Genomic DNA, 19,037 nt, shown 5'->3' on the forward strand with positions numbered 1-19,037 from the left:
ACCGGGCATCCAGGGCGGGAGCTTCGGCGGTCCCGTCGCGTCCCGCTGCCGTACTGCTCCTGCGGGCCGGACACCGTGGGTGCCCCGGGAGTACGGCGCCCGGGCACCCCGGGCCCCGGGAGGGGCGCGGGTCCCGAGGTACCGCAGCGCCCCGGGAGCCTGCTGCGGAAAGCGCGGATCACCCGTACCCGGCCACCGCCGGTTCACCTGGCCGCGCCGGCCCGGCGCGGGCGGGCCCGTCGGGTGCCGACCCGGCATATGCCGGCTCGCTCCGCGTCGGCCCGTATATGCCGCCCCACCCCGTGTGGCCCCGGAGCGGGGTGGCGGCAGCGCCTACACCTCGATCAGTACCGTGAACGGGCCGCTGTTGGTGAGCGACACCCTCATACGTGCCCCGAACCGGCCCGTCTCCACCCGCGCTCCCAGCTCCCGCAGCCGCGCCACCACCTCGTCGACAAGCGGCTCGGCGATCTCGCCGGGCGCCGCGGCGTTCCAGGTAGGCCGGCGGCCCTTGCGGGCGTCCCCGTAGAGAGTGAACTGCGAGATCACCAGCAACGGGGCGTTCACATCCGAGCAGGACTTCTCGCCTTCGAGGATCCGCACCGACCACAGCTTGCGGGCCAGCTGCGCCGCCTGCTCGGACGTGTCGCCGTGCGTCACCCCCACCAGGACGCACAGCCCCTCGCCGACGATCTCTCCCACGGTCTCATCGGCCACCTCGACGCTCGCACCGTCGACCCTTTGCACCACTGCACGCATACAGACCAACCTATCGGGGCTGAACGGGTGCAGAGCGCCTGCATGGGCACCGTTCGTAGTGGCACGATGCACGGAGCCGGTGCATCCCTTCGGCCCTCCGGGCACGGGGGAGACCTCAGGCACCGGTCGAGGGGACTGATTCACGCATGAGCACACCTGGCACCGGGCAGTCGCCCGGTCCCGTACAGACGACCCGCGGCGCCTGGACGGGAGCCGCCACCGCCCGCCCGCCCGCGCAGCGCACCGGTGAGAGCCGTCCCGACTCCGCCGGTGCGCCCGATCTCGCCGCGCTGCGGCTGCCGGAGCTGCGGGCCCTGCGCAAGGAGTCCCAGCGGGACGAGGCCGATCTGAGCTATGTGCGGCGGCTGCTGCAGGGCCGGATCGACATCCTGCGTGCGGAGCTGTCCCGGCGTGCGGCACCGCCGTCCCCGCTGCTCCCCGGCGCGGCGTCCGGACCGGAGCGGCTCGGACCGGACGCCGACGTGGTCGACCGGCTCTCCCGTATCCTCGCCGACCCGCCGTCCAGGCGCGGAAGTTCGGCCCGGCATGTCACGCTGTCCGAGCCGCACGGTGAGGAGTACCGGCTGCTGGCCGCGGAGATGCTCTCCGAGGTCGAGCTGTCCGACCTGGACGCGCGCACGGACGACGAACTGCGCGCGGCGATGGGGCGGCTCGCGGGCTACGAGCAGGAAGTGTCCGGGCAGCGGCAGCGGTTGCAGCGCACCGCGGACGACTGCAGCGCGGAGATCGCCCGCCGGTACCGCGAGGGCGAAGCGCAGGTGGACGACCTGCTCATGTGAGGTGCCGCGCGGCCTGCGCGCCCCGCCCGCGGGTCCTCGGCTCGGTGTGGCGGAGCGTGCCGGCTTGCGTCTGGGGCCCGCGTACGGAGCCCGCGGGCCCGAAGCGGCTGAAGCGCCTGAAGCGCCTGAAGCGTGAGAAGCGTGAGAAGCGCCCCAAGTGCGCGAAGCGCCCGAAGCGTTCGAACGGCACCGCCGGACCCGCACCCGGTTCGCGGCCGGGTGCGGCGCCGGCGGGCCGGGTGGCGACTCGGCTCGGGGCCGCCGACCGCCCTGCTCGATCATCCGCCCAGCCGGTCGCGGTGGCCAGGGCATCGCGTACGTACCGTTCTTCGCCATCGCGGGGCGGGGCGGGGCCGGGTGCCGGGAGCCACCGGTACCGAGCACGACCCCCTCCGCACCGTCGCCCGAGCGCACGGCGCAAGCCCGGCCCAGGTCCGCGTGGCGTGGACGCTGGGACTCGGGGAGCGCTCGCTCGCGATCCCGGGCACGGGGGATCCCGCGCAACTGGAGGAGAACGTGGCGGCGGGCGCGCTGCGGCTGGCCGATGAGGACATGGCCCTGCTGCCGGGCGTTCCCCACGACTGACGGTGGCGTCCCGGCGAGTGCCACCGAGGTCTGCGGCCCGTCAATCCGTCGCTGACGGTCAGGCAGAGTGAGCTAGGAATCCTTCTCGTTTACGAGGGGGAGAAGTCAACTGGTGTCCCGGTCGAACGTGGACGTCGACCAGAAGTAGCCGAGCGCCGTCAGGCCGACGCACCAGGCGATGGCGATCCATCCGTTGTGGCCGATCTCGGTGCCCAGGAGGAGCCCGCGCAGGGTCTCGATGCCGGGGGTGAACGGCTGGTACCGGGCGATCGGTTGGAACCAGCCCGGCATGGAGTCCAGCGGGACGAAGGCGCTGGAGAGCAGCGGCAGCAGGATGAGCGGCATGGCGTTGTTGCTGGCCGCCTCGGCGTTCGGGCTGACCAGGCCCATGCCGACCGCGATCCAGGTGAGCGCCAGCGCGAACAGCGCGACCAGTCCGCACGACGCGAGCCATTCCAGGACGGTGGCGTCGGCGGAGCGGAAGCCGATGGCCACGGCGACGGCGCCGACCAGGACCACGCTCAGGACCGACCGGAGCACGCTGCCGACGACGTGACCGATGAGGATGGAGCCTCGGTGGATGGCCATGGTGCGGAAGCGGGCGGTGATGCCTTCGCTCATGTCGGTGGAGACGGACACGGCGGCGCCGATCGTGGTGGAGCCGACGGTCATCAGCAGGATGCCGGGCACGATGTAGGCGATGTAGGCCGTGCGGCCCGTGCCGCCGCTCATCGCGTCGCCGAAGATGTAGACGAAGAGCAGTAGCAGCATGACCGGGGTGAGCAGCAGGTTGAGAGTGAGGGAGGGGTAGCGCCTGGCGTGCAGGAGGTTGCGGCGCAGCAGCGTCGACGAGTCGCGGAGGGCGAGGGGGAGGTTGTTCATCGCAGGGCCTCCTCGGGCCGGCCGGGGATGGTGCCGCCCTCGGTGAGGGCGAAGAAGACGTCGTCGAGGTCGGGGGTGTGCACGGTCAGTTCGTCGGCTTCGACGCCGGCCGAGTGGAGTGCGCCGAGGAGGGAGTGGAGCTCGCGCTGGGTGCCGTCGCCGGGGATCTGCAGCGTCAGCGCCTCGTCGTCCCGGGTGGCGCCGGGCAGTGCGGTGGCGGCGGAACGGTAGGTGTTCGGGTCGGTGAAGCGGAGCCGTACGTGTCCGCCGGGGACGAGCCGCTTGAGTTCCTCGGCACTGCCCTCGGCGGCGATCGTGCCGTTGTCGAGGACGGCGATACGGTCGGCGAGCTGGTCGGCCTCCTCGAGGTACTGGGTGGTGAGGAAGACGGTGACGCCGCCGGCGACGAGCTCGCGGATGACCCCCCACATGCTGTGGCGGGAGCGGGGGTCGAGGCCGGTGGTCGGTTCGTCGAGGAAGATGATCCGGGGGTTGCCGACGAGGGTCATGGCGATGTCGAGGCGGCGCCTCATGCCGCCGGAGTAGCCGGCGGCGGGTTTCTTCGCGGCCTCGACGAGGCCGAAGCGTTCGAGGAGTTCGGCGGCCACCCGCCGTCCCTCCCGCCGGGACAAGTGGTGCAGGTCCGCCATCAGCCGCATGTTCTCCTCGCCGGTGATCAGGCCGTCTACGGCGGAGAACTGCCCGGTCACCCCGATCGCGGCCCGCACCGCCCGGGGGTCGGCGGCCGGGTCGTGGCCGCCGATGCGGATATCGCCGGCGTCGGCGGAGGTCAGCGTGGAGAGGATCTTCACGGCGGTGGTCTTGCCGGCGCCGTTGGGCCCGAGCAGGGAGAAGACCGTTCCTTCCGGGACGGCCAGGTCGATGCCGTCGAGCACGACCTGGTCGCCGTATGACTTGCGGAGCCCGTTCGCCGCGATGGCCGAAGTACTCATGAGGGGTGTTCCTCCCGGGGTGCCCGTGGTCAGAGGCTGCGGGCGGTGATGTCGCCGTGGCCGGTGGTGGCGCGGATGGTCAGAGCGGGTGTGCCGCCGGCGTTCGCGAGGGAGTTGCGGATGCGGCCGTAGCCGGTGCCCGCGTCCAGACAGGCGGATACGCCGCGGGCGGCACCGACCGTGATGTCACCGTGCCGGGTGCGCAGCGTCGCGGCGCCGCGCACGGCCTCGGTGATCCGGATGTCGCCTTTCTGGGTGGTGACCTCAGCGGGGCCGCCCAGGCGGCCGACGGTGATGTCGCCGTGGTGGGCGGTGAGGCGGGCGCCGGAGGCCTCGTCGAGCTTGACCGAGCGGTAGCCGCCCTCGAAGGAGACGTCACCGAAGCGCCCGACGCCGCGGAACTCGGCGGCGGCGGTCTTCGCCTCGATCCGGGAGCCGGCGGGCAGTTGGACGGTGACCTCGACGGATCCGAAGTGGCCGAGGGTCCGGTTGGCCGCCTCAGGGGCCTCGATGCGCAGGACGCCTTCGCCGTATCCGACCGCGATCCTCCCGAGGGCCTTGACGTCGCGGCTCTTGGCGGGGTCGGCGGGTAGGACTTCGACGGTGGTGTCGGTCCGGTCGGTGGCGATGAAGCGTATGTGGCCGGCGGGGATGTTCAGGACGGTCGTGATGGGGGTGGGGGTGGCGAACTTCTGCATGGGTGCTCCTCGGCTCGTTCTTTCGTTCAAGCGAAACGCTACGTTGCGTTCGAAAGGTTGGCAATCATAACGTTGCGCATGATCCTTGTTATCGCAGTTCAAGCCCGTTTAATCGTTGCAATGCAGGTGAATTTAATGCAATGGAGATCCTTGGCGCGTTGCACTAGATGGAAAATGAACGCTATGCTGAAGGCGCCACGGACCACGAAGGAGGGCGACGATGCCGGGAGGCAGGCTGACCCAGCCGGAACGCCAGCAGATCGCGACAGGGCTCGCCGACGGCCTCGCCTATGCGGAGATCGCCAGACGCCTCGACCGGCCGACCTCGACGATCACGCGTGAGGTGATGCGCAACGGCGGTCCCACCGCCTACCGCGCCGATCTGGCCCACCGCGCCACCGAACGCCGCGCCCGCAAGCGCCGACCGACCGCGCCCCGGGGGGCGGAGGCACCCCCGCAGGCGCACGGGCGCGACGCCGAAGCGGTGCGCGAGTACGAGGAGGAGTTCACCACGCTCCTTATGCAACAGGGCCTGCCCAAGATGATGGCCCGGGTGCTGACCTGCCTCTTCACCACCGACGCGGGCAGCCTCACGGCGTCCGAACTCGTCCAGCGCCTCCAGGTCAGCCCGGCGTCCGTCTCCAAGGCGGTCGCATTCCTCGAGAGCCAGGAGCTCATCCGCCGGGAACGCGACGAGCGCCGCCGCGAGCGCTACGCCGTCGACGACGACGTCTGGTACCAGTCGATGTTCGCCGCCGCCCGCTCCAACTTCCAGCTCGCAAAGGCCGCACGCCAGGGTGTCGCCGTCCTCGGTCCCGGCACCCCGGCCGCAGTCCGCCTGGAGAACGTCGCCCGCTTCGTCGACTTCGTGGCCGAGAGCATCGCCCGCGCCGCGGAGCAGGCCCGCGAGGTCCTCCATGCGCGACCCGAACCGGCGTCGGACGACACCGCCCGTACCTGACCGGAACGGTTGGGACCGCCGCCGTCGGCTGCTCGACGGCTCCCGGGCAGGGCAGCTCCGAAGCCCTCGGAAGGGGCGCGCGTCTCGTGGGCGGACACGACCCCGGCGGGGTGGGCCGGACGGCGTCCGGGGGAGGCCGTCCGGCCCGGCGGGGAGGACACCGGGCGCACGCGGCACGTGGGCCTGCGAGGACCCGGGCGCGGGCCCGTGACCGCGGCCTCGCTCGCGGAGGCCGTCGGGTCGTCGGGATCCGCGACCGCGGCGGCCTCGCGGCCATGGCCGCCTATGATCGGCAGTGCGGCGTCCTCGCGGAAGGCCCCCTGCACGGCTGGCGCGAAGCGGAAGGAGCCGGCGGGATCACCCGCCGAGAATCCGAGAATCCGAGAATCCGAGAGGGCGCGGGCCGCGGCGCGAGAGACCCTCGGCGCGGACCGTACCGAGGAGACCGATTGATCACGGCGTACCAGCAGAAGCTGCGTGAGCGCTACATCGCCGCCACCCTCATGCCGGCCCCGGAGCCGTGGCGGCCGGTGCTGGACCGCGGGACCCCCGTGGGGGGTCTGCTCGGCATCGGATTCGCCGCCCATCCCGACAGCGGCCATGACCTCGTCATGGTCGTGTCCGGCGACGGGCACGGGCTCTTCGACGCGGTCACCGGCGAGAAGATCGCCCGCGATCGGGACCCTGCCCCGGAAACGAGCACCCCCGACGCCCACCCGGATCTCGCCTGCCCCGGGCTCGGCCCGATCGCGGGCGTCCCGGTGCGTGTCGCCGGTCTCTTCGGCGGCGGCCTGCACAGCACCACACCGGACGGCTGGACTCTGGACGTCGTCAGCCCCGAATGGCCCCACGACCGCATCATCCTCTCCACCGACGGCGGGTCCCACCGAGGACCGGCCGGAGGGACCTGGTGGCACGTCTTCCACTCCGCATCCTCAGAACTTCGTGCAGCCGGATTCTCTCCTTCCGGCCGAACCCTGGCGGTCGCCACCAGCAGCGACCTCACGCTCTGGACCAGGCCCGAACCCCGCGTGGACGACTGAGTGAGCTGCCTTCGGCGAGCCTCGTAAGGTGTGGACATGTGGACCCAGCACACCCAGGCTCTGTGATCACGAGGTATTGAGGGCGATGCCGTAGGGCGTCGCCCTCCTCGGCGTGCCTGCCACGTGATCCATCTTCCTTGCGCCGCCCGCACCGAGGCGGCGGGATGCCGGGCCTTGTTCTTCTTGCGACGGAGGCCTCTGAGAGCGCGTACAGGCACGGTCCCTTTCCTCCACCGCTGCCAGGAGTGCCTTGTGCCTGCGTTGCTTCCCCCTGCCCTCGAACCGTTCCTCGACTCGCTGCGCTGCCCGCTGTGCCGCGCCAGTCTCCGATCCGACCGCGGCTCACTGCGCTGCCCGTCGGGCCACACCTTCGACATCGCCCGTCAGGGTTACGTCAGCCTCCTGACGGGCGCCCGCGCCACCAGCGGTGACGACGCAGCCATGGTCCAGGCCCGAAACCAGTTCTTGTCCACCGGCAGGTACGCGCCTATTCGCCGGACCCTGACCCGTATGACAGCCGACGTCCTGCCTGGTCAAGGCACGGTCGTGGACATCGGATGCGGCACCGGCTACTACCTGGCCGGCGTGCTCGATCAACTGCCCGGCGCCCGTGGCCTGGGGCTGGACGCGTCAGTACGCGCCCTGCGTTCGGCGGCCCGAGCCCATCCGCGAGCCGCTGCAGCGAGCTGGGACGTCTTCCGCCCGTTCCCCTTGGTCGACCAGACGGTCGATGTGATGCTGGACGTGTTCGCCCCGCGCAACCCGGCCGAGTTCCACCGAGTGCTCCGTCCGACCGGCCGGTTGATCGTGGTGCGCCCCGTCGAGCGGCACCTGGCTGAGCTACGGGGGCAGGTCCCCGCGATGGTCACGATCGACCCGGACAAGGAACAGCGCCTGCACCAGGCATTGGGCCCCTACTTCCAGGCCGCCGGTACCCAGCAGGTCGAATACACCGCACCCCTGACCAGGCAAGAAGCCATCGACCTGGTGGGGATGACACCGAGCGCACGCCACCTGACCCCCGCGGACCTGAGCGATCACGGTCCCCTACCCGGCCAGGTCACCGTCTCCGTCCTGGCCACCTCCTACCAGCCTCGGTGACCAGGAGAGGCGGACACGCCTACTGACCGATGAACCATTGAGCGCTTGGCGCCCCACCCTTTTCGGCAACTCTGGGAGGGTGGGGCGTCCGAATGAAGGTATGCAGCCCGCCCGGGGCGAAGCCGCGACCTCGTCTGTCGGCGTTCAGCGAACCACGACAGGAGGTCTGGGGGCGGAATGCGCCGGTGACAGACGTGCACCCCGCGGATACATATACTGAATATTGTCCTTGAATAGAGGAGTCCAGTATGAGCGTGACGACGATCGACCTTGATGACGATGCGCTGGAGAAGGCCATGCGTGTCGCCGGTGGTGGCACCAAGAAGGACGTGGTCAATGCCGCCCTTCGCGAGTACGCCGAACGCCATGAGCGGGCCGCTCTCGTAGCCAAGCACTTCCAGGCCGCCCAGCAGTGGGACTACGAGGGCTGGCTGCAGCGCCGCGTCGAGGACAAGCAGGGTGGCGCGTGATCCACTACCTGCTTGACTCCTCGGGTCTGTGGCGCCTCCTGCGCGAGGAGCAGCTGAGGGACGCGTGGCTGGAGACCAGCACCCTCCGGGCCATCGGTTCGTGCGCTCCCCAGCGGGCCGAGTTCCGGCGCTCAGCGCGTAACTCCGTGGAGTACGAGGCCATGGGGGAAATGTTCATGGATCTGTACCCCGACGTACCTCTCCCGAAGAGGTTGTGGGACTGGATTGAAACAGCCCAGTACGCGCTCGCGGAGAAGGGGGCGCTCGGTGCGGCCGGGCCGCTCGACCTGATGATCTGCGCGACCGCTGTGCATCATGGACTGGTTGTACTGCACGACGACGCTGATTTCGTCACCGTGGCCCGCTTCCTGCCCGACGTCGGCGAGCGGAATGTGCGCAACGCTCCAGGCCTCTAGCATCCTCGGCCGTCGTGGACACACGAGTACACCGGAGCCCCGCCTTCATCACGCACCCGGCCCAGCCGACAGCGGGGTACGTCCTGGAAGACGTGGACGACGCTGCTGACAGGCCAGGCACGGAGTTCGTCTTCGTCGCGCGGCGCCTGTAGGAAAACCTGAGAGAGACCTCGCTGCGCAGGTCGACCGGGACCCGATCACGTCACCGAGCAGATCCCGCGGGAGTCCGCACAAACACAGGGAACGGACAGGGACTGCGTCTGCGCATTCCGCCGCCCGGGTGATGGAGCACACTTTTGCAAGCGAGTGCTTGCAATTGTTAGCGTCGGTGGCGCACCATCGACGGCATGGCATCTCTCAACGTCGGCAGCCTCGGTGACTACCTCCGCGAGCAGCGGCGCAGCGCGCAGCTGTCGCTGCGGCAGCTCGCCGACGCCGCCGGCGTGTCCAACCCGTACCTGAGTCAGATCGAGCGCGGGCTGCGCAAGCCGAGCGCCGAGGTGCTGCAGCAGGTCGCCAAGGCGCTGCGGATCTCCGCCGAGACGCTGTATGTACGGGCCGGGATCCTCGACGAGCGCGAGCGGGACGAGCTGGAGACGCGGGCCGTCATCCTGGCCGATCCCTCGATCAACGAGAAGCAGAAGCAGGTGCTGCTGCAGATCTACGAGTCGTTCCGCAAGGAGAACGGCTTCGACGCCGATACGGATAAGGACACCACTGAGGACGGCCCCCGCACGGCCGCAGGAAGTGGTGCCGACAAACCCTCATCACCCGACGTCTGAACAGACGAATCCCCGATCCGGGAGGACCACAGTCATGGCCATCACCGATGACCTGCGCAAGACCCTCACCGACCCGACGCCCCTCTACTTCGCGGCCGGCACGGCCGACCTCGCGGTGCAGCAGGCGAAGAAGGTGCCCACGCTGATCGAGCAGCTGCGTGCCGAGGCGCCGGCCCGCATCGAGGCCGTGCGCGAGACCGACCCGAAGGCCGTGCAGGCGAAGATGGCGGCGCAGGCCCGGGAAGCCCAGGCCACCGTGCAGGCCAGGGTGACCGAGGTGCTCGGGAGCCTGGACACCGATCTGAAGAAGCTCGGTGAGAACGCGCAGGATCTGGCGCTGCGGAGTGTGGGCATGGCGGCGGAGTACGCGGTACGGGCCCGGGAGACCTACGAGAAGGTGGCCGAGCACGGCGAGCAGGCCGTGAAGACGTGGCGCGGCGAGGCCGCGGAGGAGATCGCCGAGATCGCCGTGGCCGTGGAGCCCAAGGCGCAGCCGAAGTCCGCGCCGAAGTCCGCGCCCAGGCCCGGGGCAGGGGCCGGGGCGCCGGCGTCGAAGGCTGCGAACGGTGCGGCGAAGAGCCCCACCGCGCCGAAGCCTGGGACTGGGGCTGGGGCTGGGGCGAAGGGGGCGAAGGCTGCGAACGGTGCGGCGAAGAGCCCGGCCACGCCGAAGCCCGCGGCGGGGGGCGAGGACAGGAAGCCGGCGCCGCCGGCCGCCCGCAAGCCCGCGCCCCGCAAGCCCGTGGCGAAGAAGGCCACCGGCCCGGGGGCCGGCAAGTAGCGGTGACGCCCCGTGAGCGGCCGGGCGGCCGCGGCCGGGGCGCATCCCCCACGGGCCGGGCACCTTTCGGGTTCCCGGCCCGTTCTGCGGGTACGTTGGCCTTGTCCCGGCCGTACCGTGGTCGGGACGCGTTTCAACCCACTAGGCGGTGCACACCATGTTGCTCGAGGGATTCGGCACGATTCTCTGGCTGCTCAACCTGGCCATGCTCGTCCTCGCGGTGGTCGCGCTGGGTTTCGCCGCCCTCGCCCGTGAGGACGCCTACCGGGCGGCAGGCAAGCAGTCGAAGACGTTCTGGCTGATCCTGCTCGGCGTCACGGTCGCCGTGAACCTGATCATTCCGATGCTGTTCCTGCAGATCGCCGGGCTGATCGCGACGATCGTCTTCCTGGTCGACGTCCGCCCCGCGCTCCAGCAGGTGTCCGGCGGCGGTCGGCGGGGCGGTTCCAGCAGTGACGGGCCCTACGGGCCGTACAACGGCGGGCGGTAGGGCTCCGACGGCTGACGGTTGTGCCGCCGCGGGGCGCGCGCAGGCCATGCGCCCCGCGCCCCCTCTCATGTCATGCGCTCCTTACCCGTCGCACGCGCCGCCGGCTGTGGCGCGCAGCGCATCGGGCACACACCGCAGACCGGCTGCGGCGGGCCCTCAGCCGCCCGGGTGCGCCCGATCGCGGTCCAGCAGCAGCACCGCCACGTCGTCGGTGAGATCGCCGCCGTTCATCTCGCGCACTTCCGCCACCGCCGCCTCCAGCAGCGCCTCGCCGCCGAGCCCGGCCGTCAGCTGGCGGTTGACCATGTCGACCATGCCGTCCTGGCCCAGCCGGTCGCCGCCAGGTGCGATCCGGCCCTCGATCAGACCGTCCGTGTACATCATCAGGCTCCACGCGGCACCCAGCTCCACCTGCCGGCGCGGCCAGCGGGCGCTCGGCAGCAGGCCCAGGGCCGGGCCGCCGCTCTCGTACGGGAGCAGCTGTGCGGGCCGCCCCCGGCGGACGACGAGCGGCGACGGGTGGCCGGCCAGGCACAGGCCCGCGCGTCGGCCGTCCGGGGCGATGTCGACCGTGCAGAGGGTCGCGAAGATCTCGTCGCTCTCGCGTTCGTGCTCCAGCACCTGCTGGAGCGTGGAGAGCAACTCGTCCCCGCACATCCCGGCGAACGTCAGCGCACGCCAGGCGATGCGCAGCTCCACGCCGAGAGCGGCCTCGTCCGGGCCGTGCCCGCAGACATCGCCGATCATCGCGTGGACCGTGCCGTCCGGGGTGCGGACCGTGTCGTAGAAGTCACCGCCGAGCAGGGCGCGGGAGCGCCCTGGGCGGTAGCGGGCGGCGAACCGCAGATCGCTGCCCTGCAGCAGGGGAGTGGGCAGGAGTCCCCGTTCGAGCCGGGCGTTCTCCTGAGCCCGCAGACGGGACTCGGCCAGCTTCACCTGCGCGCTGTCGGCGCGCTTGCGTTCCACCGCGTAGCGGATGGCCCGGCTGAGGACCCTCCCGTCCAGCTCGTCGCGGTGCAGGAAGTCCTGAGCCCCGACCCGGACGGCCTCGGCGGCGCGCTCGGAGTCGGAGTCGGCGTCGGCGGCGAGTGCCAGCACGGCGTGCTTCGGCGCGATGCGCAGAACATGCCGCAGCACGGCCAGGTCGTCGCCTTGCGCGCGCTCGCGGGCGGAGCCGGGCAGCGCGAGGTCCACGAGGATGCAGTGGATGTCGTCGGTGAGGAGCCGCTCGGCCTCGGTGAGGTTGCGGGCGGTTCGGATACGGACCCGGGTACCGGCGGCCCCGAGCAGCTCGGGGACGGTGAAGGTGCCCGTCGGGTCGTCCTCGACGACGAGGAGTGTGAGATCGCCCCCCAGGGGCTCCGAGGCGGGGGCGGCAGGCCCCGGTTCGGGATAGGCGGCGGGCCCCGGCACGGGGCGGGCGGCGGACTCCGGCGTCGGCTCGACGGCGACAGGGCCCGTGGGGTGCGGCCCCGTGGCGACGGGACCTGTGGGGTCCAGCCCTGTGGCGACGGGACCTGTGGCGACGGGACCTGTGGGGTCCAGCCCTGTGGCGACGGGACCTGTGGTGACGGCACCTGTGGCGACTGCTGAGCCGGCCCGCTGGCGCGGAACGGGTACGGGCATCGGTGTGCTTCCTTCCCTCCCCCCGAGGGCGCGGCGGGTCGTCGAACGACGTCCCACCCGACGGGGACCATAGCGGTAGCGGGGGGTGCGGGGGAATGGCGTTCCGGGGAAGAGTAATGGCATATGCCGTACCTCGGGGCGCAGTTGCCGTCCGGGTGATGACGAAGGTCACCCGTCGCAGGTGAGCCGGGTCACGCCCTTTCGTGTGACCCGGCTCACTGCATGCCTTTCGGTGTGTTTTCCCTCACTTGTCCGGGCGGACGACCCCGAGGATCGCCATTGAGCCCGCGCCCGCCAGTGTCACGTTCCGCCCGGGGCGGGGCGCGTGGATGATCGCGCCGTCGCCCACGTACATCCCCACGTGGCTGGCGTCCGAGTGGTAGATGATCAAGTCGCCCGGCCGCATGTCCTTGACGGCGATGCGGGGCAGCAGCCGCCACTGCTCCTGCGAGGTGCGCGGAATACCGCGTCCGGCCGCCGCCCAGGCCTGCGAGGTCAGTCCGGAGCAGTCATAGGAGCCCGGCCCCTCGGCCCCCCATACATAGGGCTTGCCGATCTGCGCGGTCGCGAACGCGACCGCGTCCTTGCCCCGCTCGCTGGCACGGCCGTTGATCTCCTCGAGGACGCCGGAGCCCAGCCAGGCCGTCTGGGCCTCGTCCGCGGCCTCCTGCTCCAGCTTCCGCAGCCGCGCCAGCTCCTCCTCTTGGAGCTGGGCCTCTATCCTCCTCGCCGCGGCGATCTGCTCGTTGATCTCCTTCTTGTGCTTCTCCTTCTCGACCCGGTTCTCCTCCAGCAGCTCCCACTGAGCGCCGGCCTCCCTGCTATAGGTCTCCAAATCGGCCTGTGTCCGGTTCAGTTCGCCGAGAAGGTCCCTGGTCGCCTTGCCGCCTGCCTTGATGCGTCCGGCGGCGTCGAGGAAGAGGTGCGGGTCGTCGGTGAGGATCAGCTGAGCCTCCGGCGGCAGGCCACCGCCCCGGTACTGGGCCCGCGCCGTCGCGCCGGCCCGGTCCCTGAGGTCGTCGATCCTGGCCCGCCCCTGGGCGATCTCCTTGGCCAGCCTCACGATCTGCGCCGACTGCCGTTCGGCCTGATCCTCCGCCAGGTTGTAGGCATCCGTGGCCGAAGCGGCCCTGCGGTAGAGCTCGTCGAGTTCCTCGCGTACCTCTTCGAGGCTCTTTCGGGGCGGTTCGGGCGGCTGGGGTACGGCAAGGGCCTGGCCAGGGGCGGCCAGCAGCGTCACGGCGCCCACCACCATGAGGGCGGCGGCACGGCGGCGTCGGTTCACAAGTCCCCCTCCGGACAACGCCAGGCGATTCTTGGCCATGTACATATGATTTACCGTCAGTAACGTATGGCTTGCGACGTGATGGTGCCATGGCGTGAGCCAAAGCGACAGAGCAAGTCCACCCCGGTCACTTCTGTCACCCGTCCGCGCTCCGGTCCGTCACCCTCCACACTCACCCGTTCCTACGGATGGACCAGCCGCCGAGCACCGATGACGGACTTCTGACTGCCGGCTGCCGTTCCCGGTTGCCGATCGCCGATCACCGCACTTCCGACGAACGGACGCCGGCTCGCGTTCCCGATTCGCCTCCCCCGCCGGGGTGCAGAGGCTCATGCCTCCGCTTCCGCGCCGGAGTGTGCGCCCTCCGCCCTGGCCGCCTCCTTCGCCCCCGCTCACCGCTCGCCGGAGGCCGCGCTCCCCGGGTCTGCGCGGCCGCTGCCCCACACCGGCCGTCCCCCGGTGGCTGTCGTTCCCCCCTTTCCCCGTCCCCTCCCCGTCGCTCGCCCCTGCACACCGACCGCACCGACCGCACCGACCGCACCCACCGCACCCGGAGTGCCGTATGCCCCGCGCTGCACGCCCCCTGCCCCGTTTCGCACGCCGCACCGCGCACTCCGCACGCACTGCCGCACCCGGTTTCGCGCGCCGCCCTGCGGCCTGTCAGCAGCGGCCCCCGTCGGGCGAACCGGGTGCCAGCGCCGACCACTTGACGGTCACCTCGCCCTGCCGCCACCTTCGCCGCCCGTCCGTATGGGCGTCGGCCAGCGGCCAGTCCGCGGCGAGCAGGCGTACCGCCCTGATCCAGCGCTGCCGCACGCCCAGCGAGGTGTAGGGGGCCGCGGCCGCCCACGCCCGGTCGAAGTCCCGTAGGAACGCGTGGACCGGTTGGCCCGGCACATTGCGGTGGATGAGTGCCTTGGGCAGGCGTTCGGCGAGATCTGAGGGGCGGTCCAGCGAGCCGAGGCGCGTGGCGAAGGTGACGGTCCTCGGTCCCTCCGGGCCGAGCGCCACCCACACGTGCCGGCGCCCGATCTCGTCGCAGGTCCCCTCGACCAGCAGACCACCGGGCGCGAGCCGCTCGCGCAGTCGGCGCCAGACCTCGGCGACCTCTTCCTCGTCGTACTGGCGGAGTACGTTGGCCGCCCTGATGACCAGCGGGCGGACGGGTTCCGGCAGTGGGACCTCGAAGCCGCCGTGGACGAAGCTGAGCCCGTCCCGCGCATATGCACGGGCGGCCTCCACGCGGGCCGGCTCGATCTCGACGCCCACGACCCGGGTGCGCGGTTCGGCGGCCCGCAACCTCTCCAGCAGTTCCACGGCGGTCCAGGGAGCGGCCCCGTATCCGAGGTCGACAGCGACGGGCGCGGCTGCCGAACGGCGCAGCGTCGGGCCGTGTACGGCGGCGATCCAGCGGTCCATGCGACGCAGCCGGTTCGGATGGGTGGTGCCGCGCGTCACCGTGCCCACGGGGCGGGTCGGGGGCGTGACGGAGCGCGGGGACATGGACACGAGGGTAGACCGGTGGGAAACGGCGCAGGTGCCGGCTCCGCGGGGGTGCCGGCGACGAGCGCCCGCCCGCCCGTGCCCGGTCGCCGTCTCCCGCCGACCCGCACTTGGCAACGATTGGGCAAAGGGAAGGGCGAGCGGAAATGAAAGAGTCGATTCCACTGTTGACCGGCTCCGGAGGCTTGTGATCGCCCCTTGTTCGCCATGCCCGTGCACGAGAGCCGAGAGGACTGTCCCCCGTGAGCCAGTACGTGTCCAGGCTCGCCGGCACCCTGGCGGCGCCGCCCCGGCTGCGGTTTCCCGGCCACCACCGCAGACCGCGCCGGGTGGCCATGCTCAGCGTGCACACCTCGCCCCTGCACCAGCCGGGCACCGGCGACGCGGGCGGGATGAACGTCTACATCGTGGAGCTGGCCCGGCGGCTCGCGGCCATCGGTGTGGAGGTCGAGATCTTCACCCGCGCCACGGCCGGCGGACTGCCGCCCGCGGTCGAGCTGGCGCCGGGCGTGCTGGTCCGGCACGTGGACGCCGGTCCGTACGAGGGACTGGCCAAGGAGGACCTGGCGGCGCAGCTGTGCGCCTTCACCCACGGGGTGATGCGGGCCTGGGCCGGTCACCGGCCCGGCCACTACGACCTCGTCCACTCCCACTACTGGCTGTCCGGTCATGTCGGATGGCTGGCCGCCGAGCGCTGGGGAGTCCCCCTGGTGCACGCCATGCACACCATGGCCAAGGTCAAGAACGCCGCACTCGCCGACGGGGACACTCCGGAGCCCGCGGCCCGGGTGATCGGCGAGACTCAGATCGTCGAGGCCGCCGACCGGCTGATCGCCAACACCGCCGAGGAGGCAGGTGAGCTGGTCCGCCATTACGGCGCCCGTCCCGCGAAGGTCGCCGTCGTCCACCCCGGTGTGAACCTCGACCGCTTCCGCGTCGCCGACGGCCGATCGGCCGCACGCGCCCGTCTGGGGCTGCCGGGGGACGCCGTGATCCCGCTGTTCGCCGGGCGCATCCAGCCACTGAAGGCTCCCGACGTGCTGCTGAGGGCCGTCGCACTGCTACTGGACGAGGACCCTTCGCTGCGGTCCCGGATGGTGGTGCCGATCGTGGGCGGCCCGAGCGGCAGCGGACTGTCCAAGCCGGAGGGCCTGCAGAAACTGGCGGCCGGTCTGGGCATCGCCGATGTCGTACAGTTCCGGCCGCCGGTCGCGCAGGACCGGCTCGCGGACTGGTTCCGTGCGGCTTCGGTGCTGGTCATGCCCTCGCACAGCGAGTCGTTCGGGCTGGTCGCCATAGAGGCGCAGGCGGCCGGCACGCCCGTCGTCGCAGCATCGGTCGGCGGGCTGCCGGTGGCCGTGCAGGACGGCCGGACCGGCTTCCTGGTGACCGGCCACGACCCCGCGGACTACGCCCGCGCACTGCGCCGCTTCGTCGACGCCCCTCACCTCGCGGCCCGGATGGGCGGGGCGGCCGCCGCGCACGCCCGCCGCTTCGGCTGGGACATGTCGGCCTCGGCCACCGCGGAGGTCTACACGGCCGCCATACACGAGTACCGCCGTCGCGTACGCTCCCACCATGGCTGATCCGCGGCAGATCATCGAGACATATCTCAGGGGCGCGGAGCTGGAGTGGGAGTGCCCGGAACCGGGTGCCTACGTCGTCACCCTCCCCGGCACGCGCAAGCTCGCCACGACCTGCTCCCTGCGCGTCGGCCGGCACACGCTGTCCGTCAACGCCTTCGTCATCCGCCACCCCGACGAGAACGACGACCGTGTCCACCGCTGGCTGCTGGAACGCAACCTCAAGTTGTACGGCGTGAGCTACGCGGTCGATAGGCTCGGCGACGTCTACCTCGTCGGCCGGTTGCCGCTGTCGGCGGTCGGTCCCGAGGAGCTCGACCGGCTGCTCGGGACGGTGCTGGAGGCCGCGGACGGCGCGTTCAACTCCCTGCTGGAGCTCGGGTTCGCCGCCGCCATCCGCAAGGAGTACGCCTGGCGGGTCGCGCGCGGCGAATCCACCCGGAACCTTGACGCGTTCACGCATCTCACCCAGCGGGCCACGGACTGACCGGCGTCCCCTCCGGCCGAGCGGGCGTCCGTCCCCTCGCCCCTCCGGCCGAGCGGGCGTCCGAACCGGCCGCCCGGCGTCGCCGGACCGGGACCTGCCGACCGCGGCCGGTCCCTCGCCCCCGGTCAGGCCCGGCACTCCGCGTCGATCGGATGCCCCCGCACCGACCGGATGTCCCCGAGCCGACCGGCGGCGGCGAGCCGTCGCGTGGGTCGGGTGCTTCTGCCCGTCGGCAGCGACGGCCGCGGGCCCCTCCCGGTTCCGGTTCCCGTCCCAACTCCCGTCCCGGTTCGCATCCCAACTCCCGTACCAGCTTCTGTCCCGCCTCCCGTCCCGGTTCCGGATGCGGCCAGGTCTTCCGGTCCTGCCGCCGGTCCCGGCCTCGATCATGCCTCCGGGTCCGCCCCGGTGCCGCTCCCGGCCGTGCTCGTCCCTCCCCCGTGGGGGTCCGCCGTCGGCGAGCCCGCAGGCACGGGCCCGGCCGGTACAAGCTCGGCTGGTGCTGGTGCTGGTGCTGGTGCTGGTTCGGTACGCTGGGCCGGGACCCCGGCGGGGCCGTGCTGTCCGGGTTCCGCCGGGCCGGCCGGCAGCCCGCGCATGAGGAGCCAGTAGCCGAGCGCCGCCACGGTCCCGATGAGCGCGCAGGACGCCCACAGCCAGGCGGCGCCGAAGTGGTCGATCACATATCCGGCCATCAGCGGGGCGAGCAGTGCGGCAGCCGACCAGGAGAGGGTGTGGACACCCTGGTAGCGGCCGCGGCCGTGCACCGGCGACAGCCTGACCACCAGGCCCATCTGGGTGGGGGAGTTGACGATCTCGGCCAGTGTCCAGACGACGACCGTCAGGGCGTAGACCCCCAGCGAGCCGGCGAACGCGGTCAGCCCGAAGCCGTATCCGGCGAGCAGGGCGGAGACGACGAGCAGGCGCTGCGGATCACGGTGCTCTATCAGACGGGTGACCGGGATCTGGAGGGCGACGATGAGCACGCCGTTCAGGGCGATGACGAGGCCGTAGTCCGAGGGTGACCAGCCGTCCATGCCCATGGCGACCGGCAGGGCGACCGAACTCTGCATGAAGATCAGGGCGAGCAGGAAGGACAGCCCGACGACGCCCATGTACCGCCCGTCGCGCAGCACGGTGCCGAGGCCGATCTCCGGCTCGGCCGTGCCGCCCGTGGTGACGCGCGACGGCCGGGACTCCGGCAGTTTGGCGAAGACGACGACCGCGCAGACGAGGGTGAGCACGGCCTCGCCGAGGAAGCCGGCGAGATAGCTGTACTCGGCGACGAGCCCGGCGCACGCGGAGGAGATCGCGAACCCGAGGTTGATGGCCCAGTAGTTGAGCGAGAAGGCGCGCACCCGGTCCTCGGGCCGGACGATGTCGGCCATCATCGCCTGTACGGCCGGACGTGAGGCGTTGCTCGTCATCCCGACCAGACCGGCGACGGCGGCGATCGCCACCGGGTGCTCCATGAAGCCGAGCAGGGCCACGGAGCCGGCTGTCGAGGTCTGGGCGATCAGCAGCGTCGGCCGTCGTCCCAGCCGGTCGGCCATGACACCCGCGCCAAGCGACGACACGACACCGCCGAGCCCGTGCAGGGCTGCCACGAGTCCGGCGTACGACGCCGAGTAGCCGCGCTCCAGCGTGAGGTACAGGGCCGTGTAGGTGGCGACGAAGGCGCCGAGCCGGTTGACCAGTGTGCTGGTCCACAACCACCAGAACGCCCGGGGCAGACCCGAGACGCTCTCCTTGGCGGCCCGTTTGAGCGCGACTACGGACATACGGGCATCCCCCGGGATTATGTAAGTGGCACCTTGTTGAGTGGCAACTTA

At 71.5% G+C, this 19,037-nt stretch carries 21 protein-coding genes; 13 read left to right on the forward strand and 8 right to left on the reverse strand.

The features are described from left to right. Positions 1-333: 333 nt before the first annotated feature. Entirely contained in the window at positions 334-759 is a 426-nt protein-coding gene (gene dtd / locus SCWH03_RS14040; RefSeq protein ID WP_173264570.1) for a D-aminoacyl-tRNA deacylase, read from the reverse strand. Between the two features lie 146 nt (positions 760-905). On the opposite strand from dtd, the gene SCWH03_RS14045 reads away from it, so the two are divergent. Then, positions 906-1,559 carry an RsiG family protein gene (locus SCWH03_RS14045; protein WP_173264571.1) on the forward strand — a complete coding sequence of 218 codons (654 nt, stop codon included), beginning with the start codon at positions 906-908 and terminating at the stop codon, positions 1,557-1,559. Positions 1,560-1,997: 438 nt separating this feature from the next. Further along, positions 1,998-2,144, forward strand: a complete 147-nt coding sequence (locus SCWH03_RS29770) for a hypothetical protein (protein ID WP_308788872.1) — start codon at positions 1,998-2,000, stop codon at positions 2,142-2,144. Between the two features lie 105 nt (positions 2,145-2,249). On the opposite strand, the gene SCWH03_RS14055 is transcribed toward SCWH03_RS29770, so the two are convergent. From SCWH03_RS14055 to SCWH03_RS14065, 3 genes are read right to left on the reverse strand one after another with little or no spacing between them, the layout of a single operon-like run. Beyond that, complete coding sequence (locus tag SCWH03_RS14055; protein WP_173264572.1) at positions 2,250-3,026, reverse strand: ABC transporter permease; 777 nt, start codon at positions 3,024-3,026, stop codon at positions 2,250-2,252. After that, positions 3,023-3,979 carry an ATP-binding cassette domain-containing protein gene (locus SCWH03_RS14060; RefSeq protein WP_173264573.1) on the reverse strand — a complete coding sequence of 319 codons (957 nt, stop codon included), beginning with the start codon at positions 3,977-3,979 and terminating at the stop codon, positions 3,023-3,025. The genes SCWH03_RS14055 and SCWH03_RS14060 overlap by 4 nt, the downstream gene beginning before the upstream one ends. Before the next feature lie 29 nt (positions 3,980-4,008). Next, positions 4,009-4,677, reverse strand: a complete 669-nt coding sequence (locus SCWH03_RS14065) for a DUF4097 family beta strand repeat-containing protein (RefSeq protein WP_173264574.1) — start codon at positions 4,675-4,677, stop codon at positions 4,009-4,011. A gap of 220 nt (positions 4,678-4,897) precedes the next feature. Here SCWH03_RS14065 and SCWH03_RS14070 point away from each other — a divergent pair, with 220 nt between their 5' ends. The 9 genes from SCWH03_RS14070 to SCWH03_RS14110 all read left to right on the forward strand — a co-directional run bounded on the left by SCWH03_RS14070 (position 4,898) and on the right by SCWH03_RS14110 (position 10,721). Beyond that, positions 4,898-5,638 (forward strand): helix-turn-helix domain-containing protein, encoded by a 741-nt coding sequence (locus tag SCWH03_RS14070; protein ID WP_173264575.1) that lies wholly within the window; start codon positions 4,898-4,900, stop codon positions 5,636-5,638. Positions 5,639-6,087: 449 nt separating this feature from the next. Further along, a complete protein-coding gene (locus SCWH03_RS14075; RefSeq protein WP_173264576.1) occupies positions 6,088-6,681 on the forward strand; it encodes a hypothetical protein in 594 nt (197 codons plus the stop codon). 252 nt (positions 6,682-6,933) lie between these two features. Next, on the forward strand, positions 6,934-7,782 hold the full coding sequence (locus SCWH03_RS14080; protein WP_173264577.1) for a putative RNA methyltransferase: 849 nt from the start codon (positions 6,934-6,936) through the stop codon (positions 7,780-7,782). A gap of 248 nt (positions 7,783-8,030) precedes the next feature. After that, positions 8,031-8,252, forward strand: coding sequence for a type II toxin-antitoxin system VapB family antitoxin (locus tag SCWH03_RS14085; RefSeq protein WP_173264578.1), 222 nt, complete (start codon positions 8,031-8,033; stop codon positions 8,250-8,252). Next, entirely contained in the window at positions 8,249-8,668 is a 420-nt protein-coding gene (locus SCWH03_RS14090) for a PIN domain-containing protein (RefSeq protein ID WP_173264579.1), read from the forward strand. The genes SCWH03_RS14085 and SCWH03_RS14090 overlap by 4 nt, the downstream gene beginning before the upstream one ends. Before the next feature lie 14 nt (positions 8,669-8,682). Continuing rightward, entirely contained in the window at positions 8,683-8,820 is a 138-nt protein-coding gene (locus tag SCWH03_RS14095; protein WP_173264532.1) for a hypothetical protein, read from the forward strand. A gap of 195 nt (positions 8,821-9,015) precedes the next feature. Next, on the forward strand, positions 9,016-9,450 hold the full coding sequence (locus SCWH03_RS14100; RefSeq protein WP_173264580.1) for a helix-turn-helix domain-containing protein: 435 nt from the start codon (positions 9,016-9,018) through the stop codon (positions 9,448-9,450). A 34-nt stretch (positions 9,451-9,484) separates the two neighbouring features. Beyond that, positions 9,485-10,231 (forward strand): hypothetical protein, encoded by a 747-nt coding sequence (locus SCWH03_RS14105; RefSeq protein ID WP_173264581.1) that lies wholly within the window; start codon positions 9,485-9,487, stop codon positions 10,229-10,231. 157 nt (positions 10,232-10,388) lie between these two features. Next, a complete protein-coding gene (locus tag SCWH03_RS14110; protein ID WP_173264582.1) occupies positions 10,389-10,721 on the forward strand; it encodes a DUF2516 family protein in 333 nt (110 codons plus the stop codon). Positions 10,722-10,877: 156 nt separating this feature from the next. On the opposite strand, the gene SCWH03_RS14115 is transcribed toward SCWH03_RS14110, so the two are convergent. From SCWH03_RS14115 to SCWH03_RS14125, 3 genes are all read right to left on the reverse strand, one after another. Beyond that, positions 10,878-12,347 (reverse strand): PP2C family protein-serine/threonine phosphatase, encoded by a 1,470-nt coding sequence (locus SCWH03_RS14115; protein WP_173264583.1) that lies wholly within the window; start codon positions 12,345-12,347, stop codon positions 10,878-10,880. 244 nt (positions 12,348-12,591) lie between these two features. Further along, a complete protein-coding gene (locus SCWH03_RS14120) occupies positions 12,592-13,632 on the reverse strand; it encodes a C40 family peptidase (RefSeq protein WP_173264739.1) in 1,041 nt (346 codons plus the stop codon). A 660-nt stretch (positions 13,633-14,292) separates the two neighbouring features. Continuing rightward, positions 14,293-15,135: a class I SAM-dependent methyltransferase gene (locus SCWH03_RS14125; RefSeq protein WP_173264584.1), complete on the reverse strand. Its 843-nt coding sequence runs from the start codon at positions 15,133-15,135 to the stop codon at positions 14,293-14,295. Between the two features lie 242 nt (positions 15,136-15,377). Here SCWH03_RS14125 and mshA point away from each other — a divergent pair, with 242 nt between their 5' ends. Then, positions 15,378-16,721, forward strand: coding sequence for a D-inositol-3-phosphate glycosyltransferase (mshA, locus tag SCWH03_RS14130; RefSeq protein ID WP_173264585.1), 1,344 nt, complete (start codon positions 15,378-15,380; stop codon positions 16,719-16,721). Continuing rightward, positions 16,714-17,205: a type III secretion system chaperone family protein gene (locus SCWH03_RS14135; protein WP_173264586.1), complete on the forward strand. Its 492-nt coding sequence runs from the start codon at positions 16,714-16,716 to the stop codon at positions 17,203-17,205. The genes mshA and SCWH03_RS14135 overlap by 8 nt, the downstream gene beginning before the upstream one ends. 386 nt (positions 17,206-17,591) lie before the next feature. Here SCWH03_RS14135 and SCWH03_RS14140 read toward each other — a convergent pair whose 3' ends face one another. Next, a complete protein-coding gene (locus SCWH03_RS14140; RefSeq protein WP_254076755.1) occupies positions 17,592-18,986 on the reverse strand; it encodes an MDR family MFS transporter in 1,395 nt (464 codons plus the stop codon). Between the last annotated feature and the right edge of the window lie 51 nt (positions 18,987-19,037).

It is taken from the genome of Streptomyces pacificus (genome assembly GCF_011766325.1).
Lineage (GTDB): Bacteria > Actinomycetota > Actinomycetes > Streptomycetales > Streptomycetaceae > Streptomyces > Streptomyces pacificus.

Coding starts and splice junctions, on each gene's coding strand:
- dtd (WP_173264570.1), bottom strand. CDS start 759: ATGCGTGCAGTGGTGCAAAGGGTCGACGGTGCGAGCGTCGAGGTGGCC.
- SCWH03_RS14045 (WP_173264571.1), top strand. CDS start 906: ATGAGCACACCTGGCACCGGGCAGTCGCCCGGTCCCGTACAGACGACC.
- SCWH03_RS14055 (WP_173264572.1), bottom strand. CDS start 3,026: ATGAACAACCTCCCCCTCGCCCTCCGCGACTCGTCGACGCTGCTGCGC.
- SCWH03_RS14060 (WP_173264573.1), bottom strand. CDS start 3,979: ATGAGTACTTCGGCCATCGCGGCGAACGGGCTCCGCAAGTCATACGGC.
- SCWH03_RS14065 (WP_173264574.1), bottom strand. CDS start 4,677: ATGCAGAAGTTCGCCACCCCCACCCCCATCACGACCGTCCTGAACATC.
- SCWH03_RS14070 (WP_173264575.1), top strand. CDS start 4,898: ATGCCGGGAGGCAGGCTGACCCAGCCGGAACGCCAGCAGATCGCGACA.
- SCWH03_RS14085 (WP_173264578.1), top strand. CDS start 8,031: ATGAGCGTGACGACGATCGACCTTGATGACGATGCGCTGGAGAAGGCC.
- SCWH03_RS14100 (WP_173264580.1), top strand. CDS start 9,016: ATGGCATCTCTCAACGTCGGCAGCCTCGGTGACTACCTCCGCGAGCAG.
- SCWH03_RS14105 (WP_173264581.1), top strand. CDS start 9,485: ATGGCCATCACCGATGACCTGCGCAAGACCCTCACCGACCCGACGCCC.
- SCWH03_RS14110 (WP_173264582.1), top strand. CDS start 10,389: ATGTTGCTCGAGGGATTCGGCACGATTCTCTGGCTGCTCAACCTGGCC.
- SCWH03_RS14115 (WP_173264583.1), bottom strand. CDS start 12,347: ATGCCCGTACCCGTTCCGCGCCAGCGGGCCGGCTCAGCAGTCGCCACA.
- SCWH03_RS14125 (WP_173264584.1), bottom strand. CDS start 15,135: ATGTCCCCGCGCTCCGTCACGCCCCCGACCCGCCCCGTGGGCACGGTG.
- SCWH03_RS14135 (WP_173264586.1), top strand. CDS start 16,714: ATGGCTGATCCGCGGCAGATCATCGAGACATATCTCAGGGGCGCGGAG.
- SCWH03_RS14140 (WP_254076755.1), bottom strand. CDS start 18,986: ATGTCCGTAGTCGCGCTCAAACGGGCCGCCAAGGAGAGCGTCTCGGGT.